This is a genomic window from Agromyces cucurbitae (assembly GCF_058349945.1).
Genome location: NZ_JBYRES010000001.1, coordinates 1,437,964 through 1,452,576 on the forward strand (window position 1 = coordinate 1,437,964; position 14,613 = coordinate 1,452,576).

General features: G+C 72.5%; 13 protein-coding genes. 3 read left to right on the forward strand and 10 right to left on the reverse strand.

The annotated features are described in order from the left end of the window. The first annotated feature begins 7 nt into the window (after window positions 1-7). On the forward strand, window positions 8-421 hold the full coding sequence (locus AC3RJ6_RS06680) for a molybdenum cofactor biosynthesis protein MoaE (protein WP_491426144.1): 414 nt from the start codon (window positions 8-10) through the stop codon (window positions 419-421). Between the two features lie 287 nt (window positions 422-708). On the opposite strand, the gene moaA is transcribed toward AC3RJ6_RS06680, so the two are convergent. From moaA to AC3RJ6_RS06705, 5 genes are all read right to left on the reverse strand, one after another. Continuing rightward, complete coding sequence (gene moaA / locus AC3RJ6_RS06685) at window positions 709-1,809, reverse strand: GTP 3',8-cyclase MoaA (protein ID WP_491426145.1); 1,101 nt, start codon at window positions 1,807-1,809, stop codon at window positions 709-711. Between the two features lie 62 nt (window positions 1,810-1,871). Next, complete coding sequence (locus AC3RJ6_RS06690) at window positions 1,872-3,026, reverse strand: sulfate/molybdate ABC transporter ATP-binding protein (RefSeq protein ID WP_491426146.1); 1,155 nt, start codon at window positions 3,024-3,026, stop codon at window positions 1,872-1,874. After that, the gene (locus AC3RJ6_RS06695; protein WP_491426241.1) at window positions 3,023-3,850 is read right to left on the reverse strand and encodes an ABC transporter permease; all 828 of its coding nucleotides are present in this window, start codon (window positions 3,848-3,850) and stop codon (window positions 3,023-3,025) included. Before AC3RJ6_RS06695 ends, AC3RJ6_RS06690 begins: the two co-directional genes overlap by 4 nt. A gap of 23 nt (window positions 3,851-3,873) precedes the next feature. Then, window positions 3,874-4,707: a molybdate ABC transporter substrate-binding protein gene (modA, locus tag AC3RJ6_RS06700; protein WP_491426147.1), complete on the reverse strand. Its 834-nt coding sequence runs from the start codon at window positions 4,705-4,707 to the stop codon at window positions 3,874-3,876. Next, on the reverse strand, window positions 4,704-5,111 hold the full coding sequence (locus AC3RJ6_RS06705; protein ID WP_491426148.1) for a TOBE domain-containing protein: 408 nt from the start codon (window positions 5,109-5,111) through the stop codon (window positions 4,704-4,706). The genes modA and AC3RJ6_RS06705 overlap by 4 nt, the downstream gene beginning before the upstream one ends. 229 nt (window positions 5,112-5,340) lie before the next feature. Between AC3RJ6_RS06705 and AC3RJ6_RS06710 the strand changes: the two genes are divergently transcribed. Both AC3RJ6_RS06710 and AC3RJ6_RS06715 read left to right on the forward strand, forming a co-directional pair. Beyond that, complete coding sequence (locus tag AC3RJ6_RS06710) at window positions 5,341-6,933, forward strand: NCS2 family permease (RefSeq protein WP_491426149.1); 1,593 nt, start codon at window positions 5,341-5,343, stop codon at window positions 6,931-6,933. A 178-nt stretch (window positions 6,934-7,111) separates the two neighbouring features. Continuing rightward, window positions 7,112-8,350 (forward strand): MFS transporter, encoded by a 1,239-nt coding sequence (locus tag AC3RJ6_RS06715; RefSeq protein ID WP_491426150.1) that lies wholly within the window; start codon window positions 7,112-7,114, stop codon window positions 8,348-8,350. Window positions 8,351-8,486: 136 nt separating this feature from the next. On the opposite strand, the gene AC3RJ6_RS06720 is transcribed toward AC3RJ6_RS06715, so the two are convergent. The 5 genes from AC3RJ6_RS06720 to AC3RJ6_RS06740 form a co-directional block, all read right to left on the reverse strand. Then, entirely contained in the window at window positions 8,487-9,254 is a 768-nt protein-coding gene (locus AC3RJ6_RS06720) for an SDR family oxidoreductase (protein WP_491426151.1), read from the reverse strand. After that, the gene (xdhC, locus tag AC3RJ6_RS06725) at window positions 9,251-10,114 is read right to left on the reverse strand and encodes a xanthine dehydrogenase accessory protein XdhC (RefSeq protein WP_491426152.1); all 864 of its coding nucleotides are present in this window, start codon (window positions 10,112-10,114) and stop codon (window positions 9,251-9,253) included. Before xdhC ends, AC3RJ6_RS06720 begins: the two co-directional genes overlap by 4 nt. Before the next feature lie 17 nt (window positions 10,115-10,131). After that, window positions 10,132-12,549, reverse strand: coding sequence for a xanthine dehydrogenase molybdopterin binding subunit (gene xdhB, locus AC3RJ6_RS06730; protein ID WP_491426153.1), 2,418 nt, complete (start codon window positions 12,547-12,549; stop codon window positions 10,132-10,134). Then, complete coding sequence (locus AC3RJ6_RS06735) at window positions 12,546-14,036, reverse strand: xanthine dehydrogenase small subunit (protein WP_491426154.1); 1,491 nt, start codon at window positions 14,034-14,036, stop codon at window positions 12,546-12,548. Before AC3RJ6_RS06735 ends, xdhB begins: the two co-directional genes overlap by 4 nt. Window positions 14,037-14,231: 195 nt before the next feature. Continuing rightward, on the reverse strand, window positions 14,232-14,405 hold the full coding sequence (locus tag AC3RJ6_RS06740; protein ID WP_491426155.1) for a hypothetical protein: 174 nt from the start codon (window positions 14,403-14,405) through the stop codon (window positions 14,232-14,234). Window positions 14,406-14,613: the final 208 nt, after the last annotated feature.

Genomic DNA, 14,613 nt, shown 5'->3' on the forward strand with positions numbered 1-14,613 from the left:
GAGACGCATGAGCACGACCCTGGCCGCGATCACCGACCAGCCCATCGACGAGCAGGCGGTGCGCGCCGCCGTCGAGGCCGACGCGAGCGGTGCGATCGTGCTGTTCTGCGGCGTCGTGCGCGACCACGACGGCGGTCGCGGCGTGCGCTCCCTCGACTACCGCGCGCACCCCGAGGCCGAACGGTTCCTCGCCGAGTGCGTCGATCGCGTCGCCGGCGAGACCGGGCTCGCGATCGCCGCGGTGCACCGGGTCGGCGAGCTGAAGATCGGCGACGTCGCGCTCTACGCGGCGGCGGCCGCCGCCCACCGGGCCGAGGCGTTCGACGTGTGCGAGCGCCTCGTCGAGGAGATCAAGCGCACGGTGCCGATCTGGAAGCGGCAGCACTTCGCCGACGGCGTCTCGGAGTGGGTCGGACTGTAGTCGCCTCGTCGGTCGAGTAGCGCGAAGCGCGTATCGAGACCACGAGCTCGCGATCTCCCCTTCTCTCGCGTCGAGAGTGCAGTCGTCGCCGCTCGTCGGGCGACAGGTGCACTCTCGAGCCGTACGCAGCGACGCGCGTGATGCCGAGAGTGCAGTCGTCGCCCAGCAAACGGGCGACGACTGCACTCTCGATGAAGAGGGCGGAGCCGCTCGAGCACCTTCGTCGGTGGTCTCGATACGGCGCTTCGCGCCTACTCGACCGACCGGGGGACTCGACCACCAGTGCCTCAACCCCCGATGTAGCTCATCTCGATCTTCTGCCGCGCCTGACGCAGCTCGGGCGTGAGCGTCGAGCGGATCTCGCTGTAGCGGTCGTCGCGCGCCCCCCAGATGCCGGCCATCGCGCGTGAGAGGCCCTCATCGTCGATGCCGCCCCGCAGCAGCGCCCGCAGGTCGTGCCCCTCGTCGGCGAACAGGCACGTGAAGAGCTTGCCCTCGGTCGAGATGCGCGCACGGTTGCACGTGCCGCAGAACGCGTTCGTGACGCTCGAGATGAGTCCGATCTCGCCGCCGCCGTCGGCGTAGCGCCAGCGCGTCGCCGTCTCGCCGGGGGCCGTTGCGCCGAGCGGCTCGAGTGGCATCTCGGCGCCGATGCGCGACACGATCTCGGCCGATGGCACGACCTCGTCGAGCGACCAGCCGTTCGAAGTGCCGACGTCCATGTACTCGATGAACCGCAGGGTGTACGGAGTTCCCTTGAAATGCCTGGCCATCGGCACGATCTCGTCGTCGTTGAGGCCGCGCTTGACGACCATGTTGAGCTTGATCGGGCCGAGCCCCGCCTCGTGCGCGGCGTCGATGCCGTCGAGCACGCGCGCCACGGGGAACCGCACGTCGTTCATCGCCTGGAAGCGGGCGTCGTCGAGCGAGTCGAGCGACACGGTGACGCGTGTGAGGCCGGCTGCCTTGAGCGACGCGGCCTTCACGGCGAGCGCCGAGCCGTTCGTCGTGAGGGCGATCTCGAGCGGGCGCCCGTCGGGGGTGCGCAGCTCGGCGAGCTGCTCGATGAGCGACTCGACGCCGCGCCGCAGCAGCGGCTCGCCGCCCGTGAGGCGCAGCTTCTCGACGCCGTTCGCGGCGGCGACCCGCGCGATGCGGGTGATCTCCTCGAAGCTCAGCAGCTCGTCGCGGTCGAGGAACGCGTAGTCGCGCCCGAACACGGCCTTCGGCATGCAGTACACGCAGCGGAAGTTGCAGCGATCGGTGATCGAGATGCGCAGGTCGCGCATCGGGCGGTCGAGGCGGTCGGTGACGAGCCCGGTCGAGGGCAGCCGGCGCGCGCGAGGGCGCTGCGGCGCGTCGTCGCGCGTCGGAACGGTCGTCGTCATCGGTCACCCCCTCGTGGTCGGCACTACGGTAACACCGTCGCGGCGCGCCGCCGCAAACGGAGTCAGGGCTCCGCGCGCAGCGAGACGTCGGTCGCGGCGACGCCGAACGCGAGGCGCGAACCGCTGCCGAGGTCGAGCGCGACCGCCTGCGACGACGGCACGTCGACCGCGAGTCCGGGGTGCTCGGCGATCCGGATCCGCACGCCGCCGGGGGCCGGCTCGACGAGCGCGACGGTGCCGATCCAGCGGTTCGGCAGGCCCGGTCCGGCGGTCTCGGGCGACGGCGTCGGGGATGCCTCGGGGCCGACGTGCACGGACGCGGGGCTGAACACCGCCGAGGCCGTTTCACCCGCCCGCAGTTCGCCCACGCCGCGCAGTTCGAGGCCGTCGGCGACGAGCGTGTCGGTCGCCGCGGCGACCCCCGTGACGAGGTTGACGCCCGCGAGGGCCGCGATGAACGGCGTGCGCGGGTGGCCGAGCACCTCGCCCGTCGGCCCCTCGTCGACGATCGCGCCGTCGTGCAGGATCGCCGCCCGCCGGGCGAGCACGATCGCGTCGAGCGGGTCGTGGGTGACGAGCACGGCGGGCACCTCGAGCCGCGCGAGCTCGTCGGCGACGAGCCGGCGCATGGATGCCGCGGCCTCGACGTCGAGCGCGGCGAAGGGCTCGTCGAGCAGGAGCGCCTCGGGTTCGGCGGCGAGGGTCCGTGCGAGGGCTACGCGTTGCTGCTGCCCGCCCGAGAGCGCCGCCGGGCGGCGATCGCCGAGGCCGTCGAGGCCGACCCGAGTGAGCCAGTCGTCGGCCGAGGCGCGCGCGGCGCGAGCGGGCACGCCGCGGGCGCGCGGGCCGAAGGCGATGTTCTCGCGGGCGCTCAGGTGCGGGAACACGAGGGCGTGCTGGCCGAGCAGGCCGACGCGGCGCTCGGCCGGCGGCAGCGCCGTTCCTCGGTCGGCGACGTCGGTGAGCACGCGCTCGCCGAGTCGCACCCGGCCGGTCGTCGGTAGCACGTGGCCGGCGATCGCGCCCAGCAGGGTCGACTTGCCCGAGCCGTTCGGTCCGAGCACGGCGAGCACGTCGCCCGCCGCGACGACGAGTCGGGCGTCGAGCCGGAACGTGCCGGCGTCGACGCGCACGTCGACGTCGAGCGCGCCGGCCCCCGCGGCGGTCGGGGCGCAGGGTCGCGAGGCGCCCGCGCGAGGGGGAGTCGTGGCGCTCATCGCGGTGCGTCCGCCCGCCAGCCGCGCATGAGCAGCAGCACCCCGATCGCGACGAGGATGAGCATGAGCGAGAGGGCGATCGCCGTGTCCTCCTCGACGCCCGCGCCGTTGAACGCCGTGTAGATCGCGAGCGGCATCGTGCGCGTGGTGCCGGCCGAGTTGCCGGCGAACAGGGCCGTGGCGCCGAACTCGCCGAGCGCGCGGGCGAAGCACAGCACCGTGCCGGCGACGAGCCCCGGCGCGACGAGCGGCAGCGTGATGCGGCGGAACACGGTCCACCTGCTCGCGCCGAGCCCCGCCGCGACGAGCTCGTACCGGGTGCCCGCCGTGCGCAGCGACCCCTCGACCGAGATCACGAGGAACGGCAGCGCGACGAACGCCTGCGCGATGACGACCGCGGCCGTCGTGAACGGGATGCGCAGGCCGAACGCCGCGAGGGCGTCGCCGAAGAGTCCCTGGCGGCCGAGCAGGGCGAGCAGCGCGATGCCGCCGACGAGCGGCGGCAGCACGAGGGGCAGCGTCGCGAGCGTGCGCAGCACGGCGGCGACCGCGGGGCCCGATCGGGCGATCACGAGGGCGAGGGGCACGCCCAGCACGATGCACGCGACGGTCGCGATCGACGCCGTCGCGAGCGACAGGCCGAGCGCCTGCAACGCCTCGGGCGAGGTGACGGCTGCGGGCACGCCGACCCAGTCGAGCCGGGCGAGCAGCGCGGCGAACGGCAGCACGAGCACGGCGACGCCGACCGCGGCGGGCGCGTAGAGCCAGAGCGGAAAGCGCGCCGCGACGCGCGTGGCGTCGCGGCGCGCGGGCGGCGCCGTCAGCGAGGTGGATGCCGCCGTCTGCGTCACGGCGCTCCGAACCCGAACGACGCGAGCACCTGCTGCCCCGCCTCCGAGGCGACGAACTCGACGAACGCGGCGGCCGCATCGGGGTTCGGTGCGTCGGTCAGCGCGGCCAGCGGGTAGACGTTGGTCGCGGCATCCGCGTGGTCGATCTCGACGCCATCGACGGCCGCGCCGGCCGCCTGCACGTCGGTGACGTACACGAGCCCGGCGTCGGCCTCGCCGGCCTTGACCTTCGTGAGCACCGCGGTGACGTTCTGCTCCTCGCTCGCGGGGGTCAGCGTGAGGCCGGCGTCGCCGATGAGCGTCTGCGCGGCGCTGCCGCACGGCACCTCGGGGGCGCAGACCACGACCGTGAGCGGGGTGCCGTCGGCGCCCGTCGTCGCACCGTCGGCGAGGTCGTCGAGCCCGGCGATGCCGTGCGGGTTGCCCGGCGCGACGGCGATCTCGAGCACGTTGGTCGCGAAGTCGACCGGCTCGTCGGCGAGGCCGGCGTGGACCACCTTCGTCATGTTCTTCTCGTCGGCCGAGGCGAAGACGTCGGCGCGGGCGCCCTCGATGAGCTGGGTCGCGAGCACCGACGATCCGTCGTAGGTGATCGGCACGACGTCGAGCCCCGGGTGCGCGGCCTCGAACTCCGTCGCGAGCTCGTCGAAGGCGCCGCCGAGTGAGGCGGCCGCGAAGATCGTGAGTTCACCGCCGAGCTCGTCGGCAGCGGCGGTCGGCGCGGCGCTCGGCTCCGCGGCCGGATCGCCGGCGTCGCCAGAGGCGCACCCCGTGAGGGCGAGCGCGGCGAGGCCGATCACGACGGGCAGCAGGTGGCGGGGACGGGTCATGGCGCAGCATCCTTCTCGGTCTCGATGATGACCGTGGTCGCCTTGACCACGGCGACGCCGCGGGAGCCGACCTCGAGCCGCAGCTCTCGCGCCGCCTCGGCGGACATGAGCGACACGACCCGGTGCGGTCCGCACTGCAGCTCGACCTGGGCCATGAGCCCGTCGATCTGCACGCCGGTCACGAGCCCGACGAACCGGTTGCGGGCACTGCGGCGCACATGGCTGCGGTCGGCGACGGCGGCCGCGGCGGCCTTCGCCCGCTCGGCGAGCTCGGCGCCGGGCACGACCTGCAGGCCCGACTCGTCTTTCGTGGAGCTCAGCATGCCGTCGTGCACCCACCGGCGCACGGTGTCGTCGCTCACGCCGAGCAGCTCGGCGGCCTCGCTGATCCGATAGTGCGTCATGAAGAGGACGATATCTCCGCATCTGCGGATGCGCAATTCGGATATCCACAATACGGAAGCATGATTCCGAAAATGCCTAGACGTGCGGCCGCCCGGCTGCTACCTTCGAACCCGGCCGCCGCAGGAACCCTGACGATCGTGCGGTCACCCATGAGTCGGATCAACGGAGATCCACCCGGTACCCCGGGGAGTCCACCGCGCCGGCGATGAACAGCAAGGAAGCCCTCTCATGGATTCGACAACCCGCGCCGGCGATGACGCCGCCGTGACGCAGTCCGACGGCACCGCCGGGACTGCAGATTCCCCAACCCCCAACCCGACCCCCGCCGGCGAGCCCACGCTCGACACGTTCGCCGTCGCGAGCGTGCCGAACCCGCTGCCCACGGGCGCGACGACGACCGTCGAGGCCGAGCCGAAGAACGCCTTCGACCGGTTCTTCGAGATCTCGCGTCGCGGCTCGACCCTCGCCCGCGAGTTCCGCGGCGGCATCGTGACCTTCGTCACGATGGCCTACATCGTCATCCTCAACCCGCTCATCCTCGGCAACGTGCCCGACGTCGACGGCAACGTGCTGAACCCGGCCATGGTCGGCGCCGCGACGGGCCTCACCGCGGGTGTCATGACGATCCTGTTCGGCGTCTTCGCGAGACTGCCCTTCGCGATCGCGGCCGGCCTCGGCATCAACTCGTTCCTCGCCGTGTCGGTCGTCGGGCAGGTCACCTGGCCCGAGGCGATGGGCCTCGTCGTCATCAACGGCGTGATCATCGTGCTGCTCGGCGCCACCGGCGCCCGCACCGCGATCTTCAAGGCGGTGCCGCAGGCGCTCAAGGCCGCGATCACGGTCGGCATCGGACTCTTCATCGCCTTCATCGGCTTCGTCGACTCGGGCTTCGTCAACCGCACCCCGGGCGGCCCGCCCGTGCAGCTCGGCGACGCCGGCTCGATCACGTCGGTGCCGACGCTGATCTTCCTCCTCGGCCTCCTCACCATCGGCATCCTCGTCGCACGACGCGTGCCCGGCGGCATCCTCATCGGCATCGTCGCGACGACGATCGTCGCGATCATCGCGCAGGCCATCCTCAACCTCGGCCCCTCGTTCGAGGACCCGAACGGCTGGCACATGACGATCCCCGAGCTGCCGACCTCGTGGGTGACGGTGCCCGACTTCGGCCTCGTCGGCCAGTTCGACCTGTTCGGCGCGTTCGGCCGCATCGGCGCCCTGAGCGCCACGATGCTCGTCTTCACCCTCGTGTTCTCGAACTTCTTCGATGCGATGGGCACGATGACCGGTCTCGCGAAGAACGCCGGCCTCGCCTACAAGGACGGCACCTTCCCGCGCCTGCGCTCGGCGTTCGTCGTCGAGGGTCTCGGCGCGGTCGCCGGCGGTGCCACGTCGACCTCGTCGAACACGGTCTACGTCGACAGCGCCTCGGGCATCGGCGAGGGAGCCCGCTCGGGCGTCGCGTCGCTCGTCGTCGGCGTGCTGTTCCTGCTCTCGATGTTCCTGACTCCGCTCACCCTCGTGGTGCCGATCGAGGTCGGCTCGGCCGCCCTCGTCGTCGTCGGCGCGATGATGATGGGCCAGATCAAGGAGATCAAGTTCTCGAACTTCGCGGTCGCGCTGCCGGCGTTCCTCACGATCGTGACGATGCCGCTGACCTACTCGATCGCGAACGGCATCGGCGTCGGCTTCATCGCTTGGACGCTCGTGAACGCCCTCTCGGGCCGCGCCAACAAGGTGCACTGGCTCATGTGGGTGGTCTCGGCGGGCTTCGCGCTCTACTTCGTGCGCGGACCGATCGAGGCGATGCTGGCAGGCTAGAAGCAGCCGGCTCCACGACGACGGCCTGGCCCGGCCCGCACCCCCGTGTGCGGTCCGGGTCGGGCCGCTTCGCGTGCAGCATGGCGTTGCGGATGCCTCCGCGCGAGGCATCCGCACCGGATTCGGCCCGCCCGCGCGTTCGCCGCCGGTAGTGCACACAGGAGAAAGAGGAACGCACGTGACGCAATCGGTCTGGCGCGCACCCGGCATGCCCGCCCTGCTGACGATGGTCGCTGCGGGCTTCTCGGGCTACGCGGTGCTGCTGCCCGTCGCGCCGCAGTGGGCGGTCACGGGCGGCGCGGATGCCGCAGGCGCCGGACTCGTCACGGGCGTGTTCATGCTCTCGACGGTGCTGTTCCAGACGTTCGTGCCCGCGGCGCTGCGCCGACTCGGGTGGGGGCCGGTGCTCGTCGCGGGCCTCGTGCTGCTGGGGGCGCCATCGCTGCTGCACCTCGTGTCGAACTCGCTCGGCGTCGTGCTCGCGATCGCGACCGTGCGCGGTGCGGGCTTCGCGGTGCTCACGGTCGCCGGATCGGGGGCGGTGGCCGACCTCGTCGAGCCCGCCCGACGCGGCCGAGCGATCGGGGCGTTCGGCCTCGCGATCGCCGGGCCGCAGCTGCTGCTGCTGCCGCTCGCGCCCTGGGTTGCCGAGACGTTCGGGTACCAGTGGGTGTTCCTCGCCGGGGCGCTGCCGCTCGTCGGCATCGTGCCGGCGATCCGCCTCGCGCAGCGCTTGCACGCGCGCCACTCCGAGCAGGCGGCCGCGGCGGCGGCGGCCGGGCACGTGCCCGCCGCGCCCGGACGGCTCGCCGCCCTGCGGCGGCTGCTCGCGCCGGTCGGCATCCTGCTGGGCGTGACCCTCGCGGGCGGCGCGCTCATCACCTTCACGCCGCAGATCACGGGCGACGCCGTCGCCGTCACGGTCGGGCTCGCACTGCTCACCGCGATGGCGGCGCTCAGCCGCTGGCTCGTCGGCGGACTCGCCGATCGCTTCGGCACGCACCGACTGCTGTGGCCGTTCATCGTGCTCACGGCGGCCGGGCTCGGGCTCGTCGCGTGGGCGGTCGTCGGGGTGGGCGCCGTCTCGAGCGTCGACACGGGCGACGCTGCCGGTGCGCTGTCCGCGGATGCCGCGACCGCGCCGCTGCTCGTCGGGCTCGCGTTCGTCGGGGTGAGCTACGGAGCCCTGCAGAACCTCACCATGGGGGAGGCGTTCGCCGTCGTGCCGCCGAACCAGTCGGTCTTCGCGAGTGCCGTCTGGAACATCGGGTTCGACGCGGGCAGCGGCATCGGCGCGATCGTGGTCGGCGTCATCGCGACGGGCTCGTCGTTCAGCGCCGCGTTCCTCGTGGCGGCCGCGATCTCGCTCGCGACGCTGCCGCTCGCGCTTCGCCGCCGGCCGAGCGTGCCCGCCTGATTCTCGCGTCGCGTCCCAGCATCCGACGCGCGTTCCCATGGCTGGCCCGGGAGTCTCCCTGGCGCGAGCGTGCAGTCGTGGCCCGGATTCGGGCGTCGAGTGCACGCTCGAGGGGCGGCGCGCGGGTTGCGCTCGCTCAGCCGCGGCCGATGAACGGCATGCCCGCCGCGGTCGCCGTGAGCTGCGGCACGCTGACCTCCGCGGGCAGCGACGCGAGCTGCACGATGAGACCCGCGACGATCTCGACGTCCATGGTCGGCTCGACGACCCGGCGGCCGTCGGCCTGCAGGGCGCCCTCGCCGACGAAGCCGTCGAGCAGCTCGGTGCGTGCATTGCCGACATCGAGCTGCGTCGCGCTGATGCCGTAGGGGCGCCCGTCGAGCTCGATCGACTTCGTGAGGCCGGCGATCGCATGCTTGGTGGTCGTGTAGGCGACCGACTTCGGCCGCGGCGACTGCGCGGCGATCGAGCCGTTGTCGATGATGCGTCCGCCGCTCGGTCGCTGCGCCGCCATCTGCCGGAACGCCGCGCCCGCGCAGAGCACCGCCCCCGTGAGGTTGACGGCGACGACCGCCGCCCAGTCGTCGGGCCGCAACTCGCCGACGTCGGCCACGGGGCCGGGCACCCCCGCGTTGTTCACGAGCACGTCGAGCCGGCCGAACCGCTCGACGTGCGCGGCGACGAGCGCGTCGACCTGGGCCGCATCGGTCACGTCGCACGACACGACGAGCGCGTCGGGATGCCTCGAACCGTCGCCGCCCGTCGCGGCGGCCTCTTCGAGGGGAGCGGTGCGACGCCCCGCGAGCGTCACGCCGAACCCCGCGGCGAGCAGGGCGCGGGCGGCGGCGCGGCCGATGCCCGTGCCCGCTCCGGTGACGATGACCGAGCGGGCGACGGCGCTCACGATCCGGCCTCGAGCGAGGCATCCCGAATCGGGGCCTCGGCCGGCTGGGCCTCTTCGATGAGCTGCAGGATGCGCGCCGCCACGCTCACCGCGATCGTCGCGGGCGCCTTGCCCGCCACCTCGGGGATGCCGATCGGCGTCGTCACCCGTTCGAGGTCGGCCTCGTCGTGACCGAGCTCGGTGAGCTTCGCCCGGAACCGCACCCACTTCGACTTCGACCCGATGAGCCCGATCGACCCGAGGTCTTCGCGCCGCAGCGCGCTGTCGGTGATCGCGAGGTCTTCGAGGTGGTCGTGGGTCATGATGAGCACGTGCGCCCCCGGCGGCAGCTCGGTCAGGCCCGCCTCGGGCACGGGCTCGTGGTGCACGCGCACGTCGGCGACGGCGTCGGCGAGCACGCCCGAGGCGCCGGGCACGCCGAGGCGCTCTGGCGCGAGCATTTCGGCGCGCGAGTCGACGAGGTGCAGCTCGAGCTCCTGCCGCGCGAGGATGCGCGCGAGCTCGAGGCCCACGTGCCCCATGCCGAACACGGCGACCGACGGAACGACCCGCACGGGTTCGAGCATGAGCGTGACCTCTCCTCCGCAGCACTGCACGCCGTACTCGGTCGTGGCCTTGTCGCTGAGCTTCAGGGTGAGCAGTTCGGGTTCGGCCGAGCCGGCCGCGAGCAGGTCGCGGGCGCGGTCGATCGCCGTCTGCTCGAGGTTGCCGCCGCCGACGGTGCCGAACACCGTGTCGGGAGCGACGACCATCTTCGCGCCGCCGTTGCGCGGAGCGTGGCCGCGCACGATGGCGAGCGTGACGATCACCGCGGGCGTCCGCGCGTCGCGGAGGCGCCGGAGGGCGTCGAGCCAGTCCATCGTGCGCGGCCCCCGGCTCAGGAGTCCGCGCCCGCGAGGGCGGGCTCGGTGCCCGCCTCGGCGGCGACGCCCGTGCGGCTCGGCTCCGAGGCATCCGCATCGATGGATGCCTCGGCCCGCGCCGCCTCGACGGCCCAGTAGACCGCTTCGGGCGTGGCCGGCGAGCCCAGCACGACGCCGCGGTCGGCGGGGCCGAACGCGCCGACGGCCGTGCGGATCGCCTCGCGCGCGCTGAACGCGAGCATCAGCGGCGGCTCGCCGACGGCCTTCGAGCCGTAGACCGCGCCGTCTTCGCGGGCCTTCTCGAACAGGCGCACGTTGAACTCCTCGGGCATCTCCGAGAAGCTCGGCAGCTTGTACGTCGAGGCCGACTGGGTGAGCAGGCGACCCCGGCCGGGGCCGTCGGTCTCGTCCCAGCGCAGCTCTTCGAGCGTGAGCCAGCCGACGCCCTGCACGTACGCGCCCTCGATCTGGCCGATGTCGAGCATCGGCGAGAGCGAGTCGCCCACGTCGTGGATGATGTCGACCCGGCGCACCCGGTACGCGCCCGTGAAACCGTCGACCTCGACCTCGGTCGCCGCGGCGCCGTAGGAGAAGTACTTGAACGGCGAGCCCTGCATGAGGTCGGGGTTCCAGTGCAGGCCCTCGGTGCGGTAGTAGCCCGCCGCCCAGAGCTGCACGCGCTGCAGGTAGGCCGCCTCGGCGACCTCGGCGAAGCTCAGCCGCTGGTCGCGGTTGCCGAGCCCCGTCACGAAGCCGGCCTCGAAGCGCACGTCGCGCTCGTCGACGTTCAGCAGGCGCCCGGCGACCTTCGCCATGCGCTCGCGGATCTGCTCGCACGCGTTCTTCACGGCACCGCCGTTGAGGTCGGCGCCCGACGACGCCGCGGTGGCCGACGTGTTCGGCACCTTGTCGGTGCGGGTCGGGGCGAGCCGCACCTGGTGCAGCTCGAGGCCGAGCGCGGTCGCAGCGACCTGCAGCATCTTCGTGTGCAGGCCCTGGCCCATCTCGGTGCCGCCGTGGTTGACGAGCACCGAGCCGTCTTTATAGACGTGCACGAGTGCCCCGGCCTGGTTGAACGCGGCGAAGTTGAACGAGATGCCGAACTTGATGGGCGTGATGGCGAGCCCGCGCTTCACCTCGTCGTGCTCGGCGTTGAACGCCGCGACCTCGGCACTGCGCGCGTCGAAGTCGCACTCGTCCTTCAGCTGCGACCAGATGGCCGGCATGCGCTCGGCGTCTTTCACGAGCTGGCAGTAGGGGGTCGACTGGCCGGGCACGTAGAAGTTCTGCTCGCGCAGCACCGTCGGGTCGATGCCGAGCTCGGGCGCGATGCGGCCGAGGATGTCCTCGATGAGGAACACGCCCTGAGGGCCGCCGAAGCCGCGGAACGCGGTGTTCGACGTCTTGTTCGTCTTCGCGATGCGCCCGTGGGCGTGCACGTTCGGAATCCAGTAGGCGTTGTCGAGGTGGCAGAGCGCACGGCCGAGCACGGGCTCGGAGAGGTCGATGCTCCAGCCGCCGTCGGCGGTGAGGGTCGCGTCGAGCCCCTGCAGGTACCCGTCGGCGCTCACGCCGACCTTCCACGTGATGTGGAAGGGGTGGCGCTTGCCCGTCATCGTGAGGTCCTGCGTGCGGTTGAGGCGCAGGCGAACCGGGCGACCGGTGAGCTTCGACCCGAGCGCGGCGATCGCGGCGAGGCCGTGCGGCTGCATCTCTTTTCCGCCGAAGCCGCCGCCCATGCGCAGCTGCTGCACGGTCACCTCGCTCGACGAGATGCCGAGCACGTGGGCGACGATCTCCTGCGTCTCGGAGGGGTGCTGCGTCGAGCACTGGATGAAGTACTGCCCTTCGCTGTCGCGCACGGCGAACGAGGCCTGCGTCTCGAGGTAGAAGTGCTCCTGGCCGCCGAACCGGGTGACGCCCTCGAACACACGGTCGGCCTCGGCGATCGCGGTCTTCGCGTCGCCGCGCTCGACGGTGCGGGCGATGCCCTGGAACGAGCCCGCGTCGATCGCCTCCTGCACCGTGATGTACGACGGCAGCGGCTCGTACTCGACCGTGACGGCCTCGGCGCCGAGGCGGGCCGCCTCCGGCGTCTCGCCGAGCACCCAGACGAGGGCGTGGCCGTAGAACATCGCCTCGCTCGGGAAGAGCGGCTCGTCGTGCTTGATGCCGGCGTCGTTGAGGCCGGGCACGTCGTCGGCGGTGAGCACGCGCACGACGCCCGGAACCGCGTAGGCGGGGGCGACGTCGATCGTCACGCGCGCGTGCGCGTTGGTCGACTGCACGGGCCACGCGGTGAGCACGCCCGTCGAGAGGCCGGCGACGTCGTCGGTGTACATCGCGGCGCCGGTCACGTGCAGCGCGGCGCTCTCGTGCACGGCGCGGCGGCCGACGACGGGGTTGGCGGGGCGGTCGGCGAGGTGGCTCATGCCGACACCTCCTTGTTCTCGTCGTGGATCGTGGTCGAGTAGAGCTTCAGCAGCGCGCTGCCGAGCATGAGCGAGCGGTAGTCGCTCGAGGCGCGATGGTCGCTCATGGGCGTGCCCTCGCCCTTCAGCACGGTCGACGCCGCCTTGACGGTCGCGATGTTCCAGGCCTTGCCGACGAGCGCGGCCTCGGTGTCGTAGGCGCGCAGCGGCGTCGCGGCGACGCCGCCCAGGCCGATGCGGGCGCTCGTGACGACGCCGCCCTCGATGTCGAGCGCGAAACCGAGCGCGACGCTCGAGATGTCGTCGAAGCGGCGCTTCGCGATCTTGTGGAAGGCGGTGACCTTCGCGAGCGGCAACGGGATGCGGACCGCGCGGATGAGTTCGTCGGGGCGGCGGATCGTCTGCCGGTACCCGGTGAAGTAGTCGGCGAGCTCGACCTCGCGCTCGCCGTCGGCCGACGCCAGCACGAGCCGGGCGCCGAGGGCGAGCAGGGCGGGCGGGGTGTCGCCGATGGGCGAGCCCGTGCCGAGGTTGCCGCCGATCGTGCCGCGGTTGCGGATGAGCCGCGCGGCGAACTGGGGGAAGAGCTGGGCGAGCAGCGGCACCCGGCCGTCGAGCCGGCGCTCGATCTCGGAGAGGGGCAGTGCTGCCCCGATCTCGATGACGTCGTCGCCGACGCTGAGGGTGCGCAGCTCGTCGAGCTGCTCGATCGCGACGGCCAGTGGGGCGCGGCGGCCGCGGAGATTGACCTCGACGCCGACGTCGGTCGAGCCCGCGACGAGCAGCGCCGTGGGCTCGTCGCGGAGGAATCGCAGGGTCTCGTCGAGCGAGGCGGGGCGCACGAACCGCCCGCCGCCCGCCGTGAAGTCGGTCGGCACCGCTACGGGTGCCGGACGCTCGCGCCGCTCGGCGAGCTCGTCTCCCGCCTCGGGCATGCCGAGCTCGTAGGCGGCGTCGCGGATCGGGCGGTACCCGGTGCAGCGACAGAGGTTGCCGCTCAGTGCGTGCAGGTCGAACCCGTTCGGCCCGTGCTCGGGGTCGCGCACGGGGCATCCCTCGTCGTGCCCGTCGGACGGATCGTGATCGTGAGCCGCCTCGGGGACCCGGTCGGCGCGGTAGTACTCGCCCGCCATGCTGCAGGCGAAGCCGGGGGTGCAGTAGCCGCACTGCGAGCCGCCCGCCTCGGCGAGCTTCTCCTGCACGGGGTGCAGGGCGTCGGGGGAGCCGAGCCCCTCGGCGGTCACGACCTCCTGGCCGTTGAGCGCCGCGACGGGCACCAGGCACGCGTTGACCGCCGTCCAGGCGGTGCCGCCGTCGTCGCCGGGCGTCGCGACGAGCATCGCGCAGGCGCCGCACTCGCCTTCGGCGCAGCCCTCCTTGCTGCCCGTGAGGCCCGTGTCGCGCAACCAGTCGAGCGCGGTGGTGTGGGCGGTGGCGCCGTCGAGCGGGCGTCGAAGCCCGTTGACGGTGATGGCGATCTCGTCCATGGGATCTCCTCGGGTGAGGGAGGCGTCATCGATGACGCCTGCGGCACCGGGGCCCCGGTGGCCCCACCTCGCACCGCAGCTGCGTGAGCAGTACAAACCGATAGTACTGCGTCAGCGGCAGCGAGTTCTTGCTAGTCGGAATCCCGATTTCGCAGAACGGATATTCGCTCGCTCGTCGCTCGCGTGGTCCTCGCCTCAGGCGACCCGGCGGCTCAGCCCCGGCGTGCGATGGAACCAACGGGCGAAGCGGCTTCGCCGATCGGCCCGTGCCGGGATGTAGATGTCGGGATCGACCTCGATCGAGGCATAGCTGACGGCGAGCGGTCGGTTGACGGCTGCGGCGTCCTCTTCGTTGTGGCGGTCGTACATTCGTCACCCTCCTCTCCGTCGAGTTGCTTCCGAAATGCGGAAACAAAATTCTGACCTACGGAAAGAGTACGGCGCGGCGGGATGCCTCGTCAAGGGGTGCGCGCGCCGACCGTTGCCGTTCGTGCCGAGGGTCGCCGAAGTGGCGGCGCCACTCGGTCGAAACGGCGACATTCGATCGGGGGGCGCGCGCCGGTCGGTCGAGTAGGCG

Bases quoted from the DNA above. Each gene is read 5' to 3' on its own strand.
- AC3RJ6_RS06680 (WP_491426144.1), top strand. From the start codon at position 8: ATGAGCACGACCCTGGCCGCGATCACCGACCAGCCCATCGACGAGCAG.
- moaA (WP_491426145.1), bottom strand. From the start codon at position 1,809: ATGACGACGACCGTTCCGACGCGCGACGACGCGCCGCAGCGCCCTCGC.
- AC3RJ6_RS06690 (WP_491426146.1), bottom strand. From the start codon at position 3,026: ATGAGCGCCACGACTCCCCCTCGCGCGGGCGCCTCGCGACCCTGCGCC.
- modA (WP_491426147.1), bottom strand. From the start codon at position 4,707: ATGACCCGTCCCCGCCACCTGCTGCCCGTCGTGATCGGCCTCGCCGCG.
- AC3RJ6_RS06705 (WP_491426148.1), bottom strand. From the start codon at position 5,111: ATGACGCACTATCGGATCAGCGAGGCCGCCGAGCTGCTCGGCGTGAGC.
- AC3RJ6_RS06710 (WP_491426149.1), top strand. From the start codon at position 5,341: ATGGATTCGACAACCCGCGCCGGCGATGACGCCGCCGTGACGCAGTCC.
- xdhC (WP_491426152.1), bottom strand. From the start codon at position 10,114: ATGGACTGGCTCGACGCCCTCCGGCGCCTCCGCGACGCGCGGACGCCC.
- xdhB (WP_491426153.1), bottom strand. From the start codon at position 12,549: ATGAGCCACCTCGCCGACCGCCCCGCCAACCCCGTCGTCGGCCGCCGC.
- AC3RJ6_RS06735 (WP_491426154.1), bottom strand. From the start codon at position 14,036: ATGGACGAGATCGCCATCACCGTCAACGGGCTTCGACGCCCGCTCGAC.
- AC3RJ6_RS06740 (WP_491426155.1), bottom strand. From the start codon at position 14,405: ATGTACGACCGCCACAACGAAGAGGACGCCGCAGCCGTCAACCGACCG.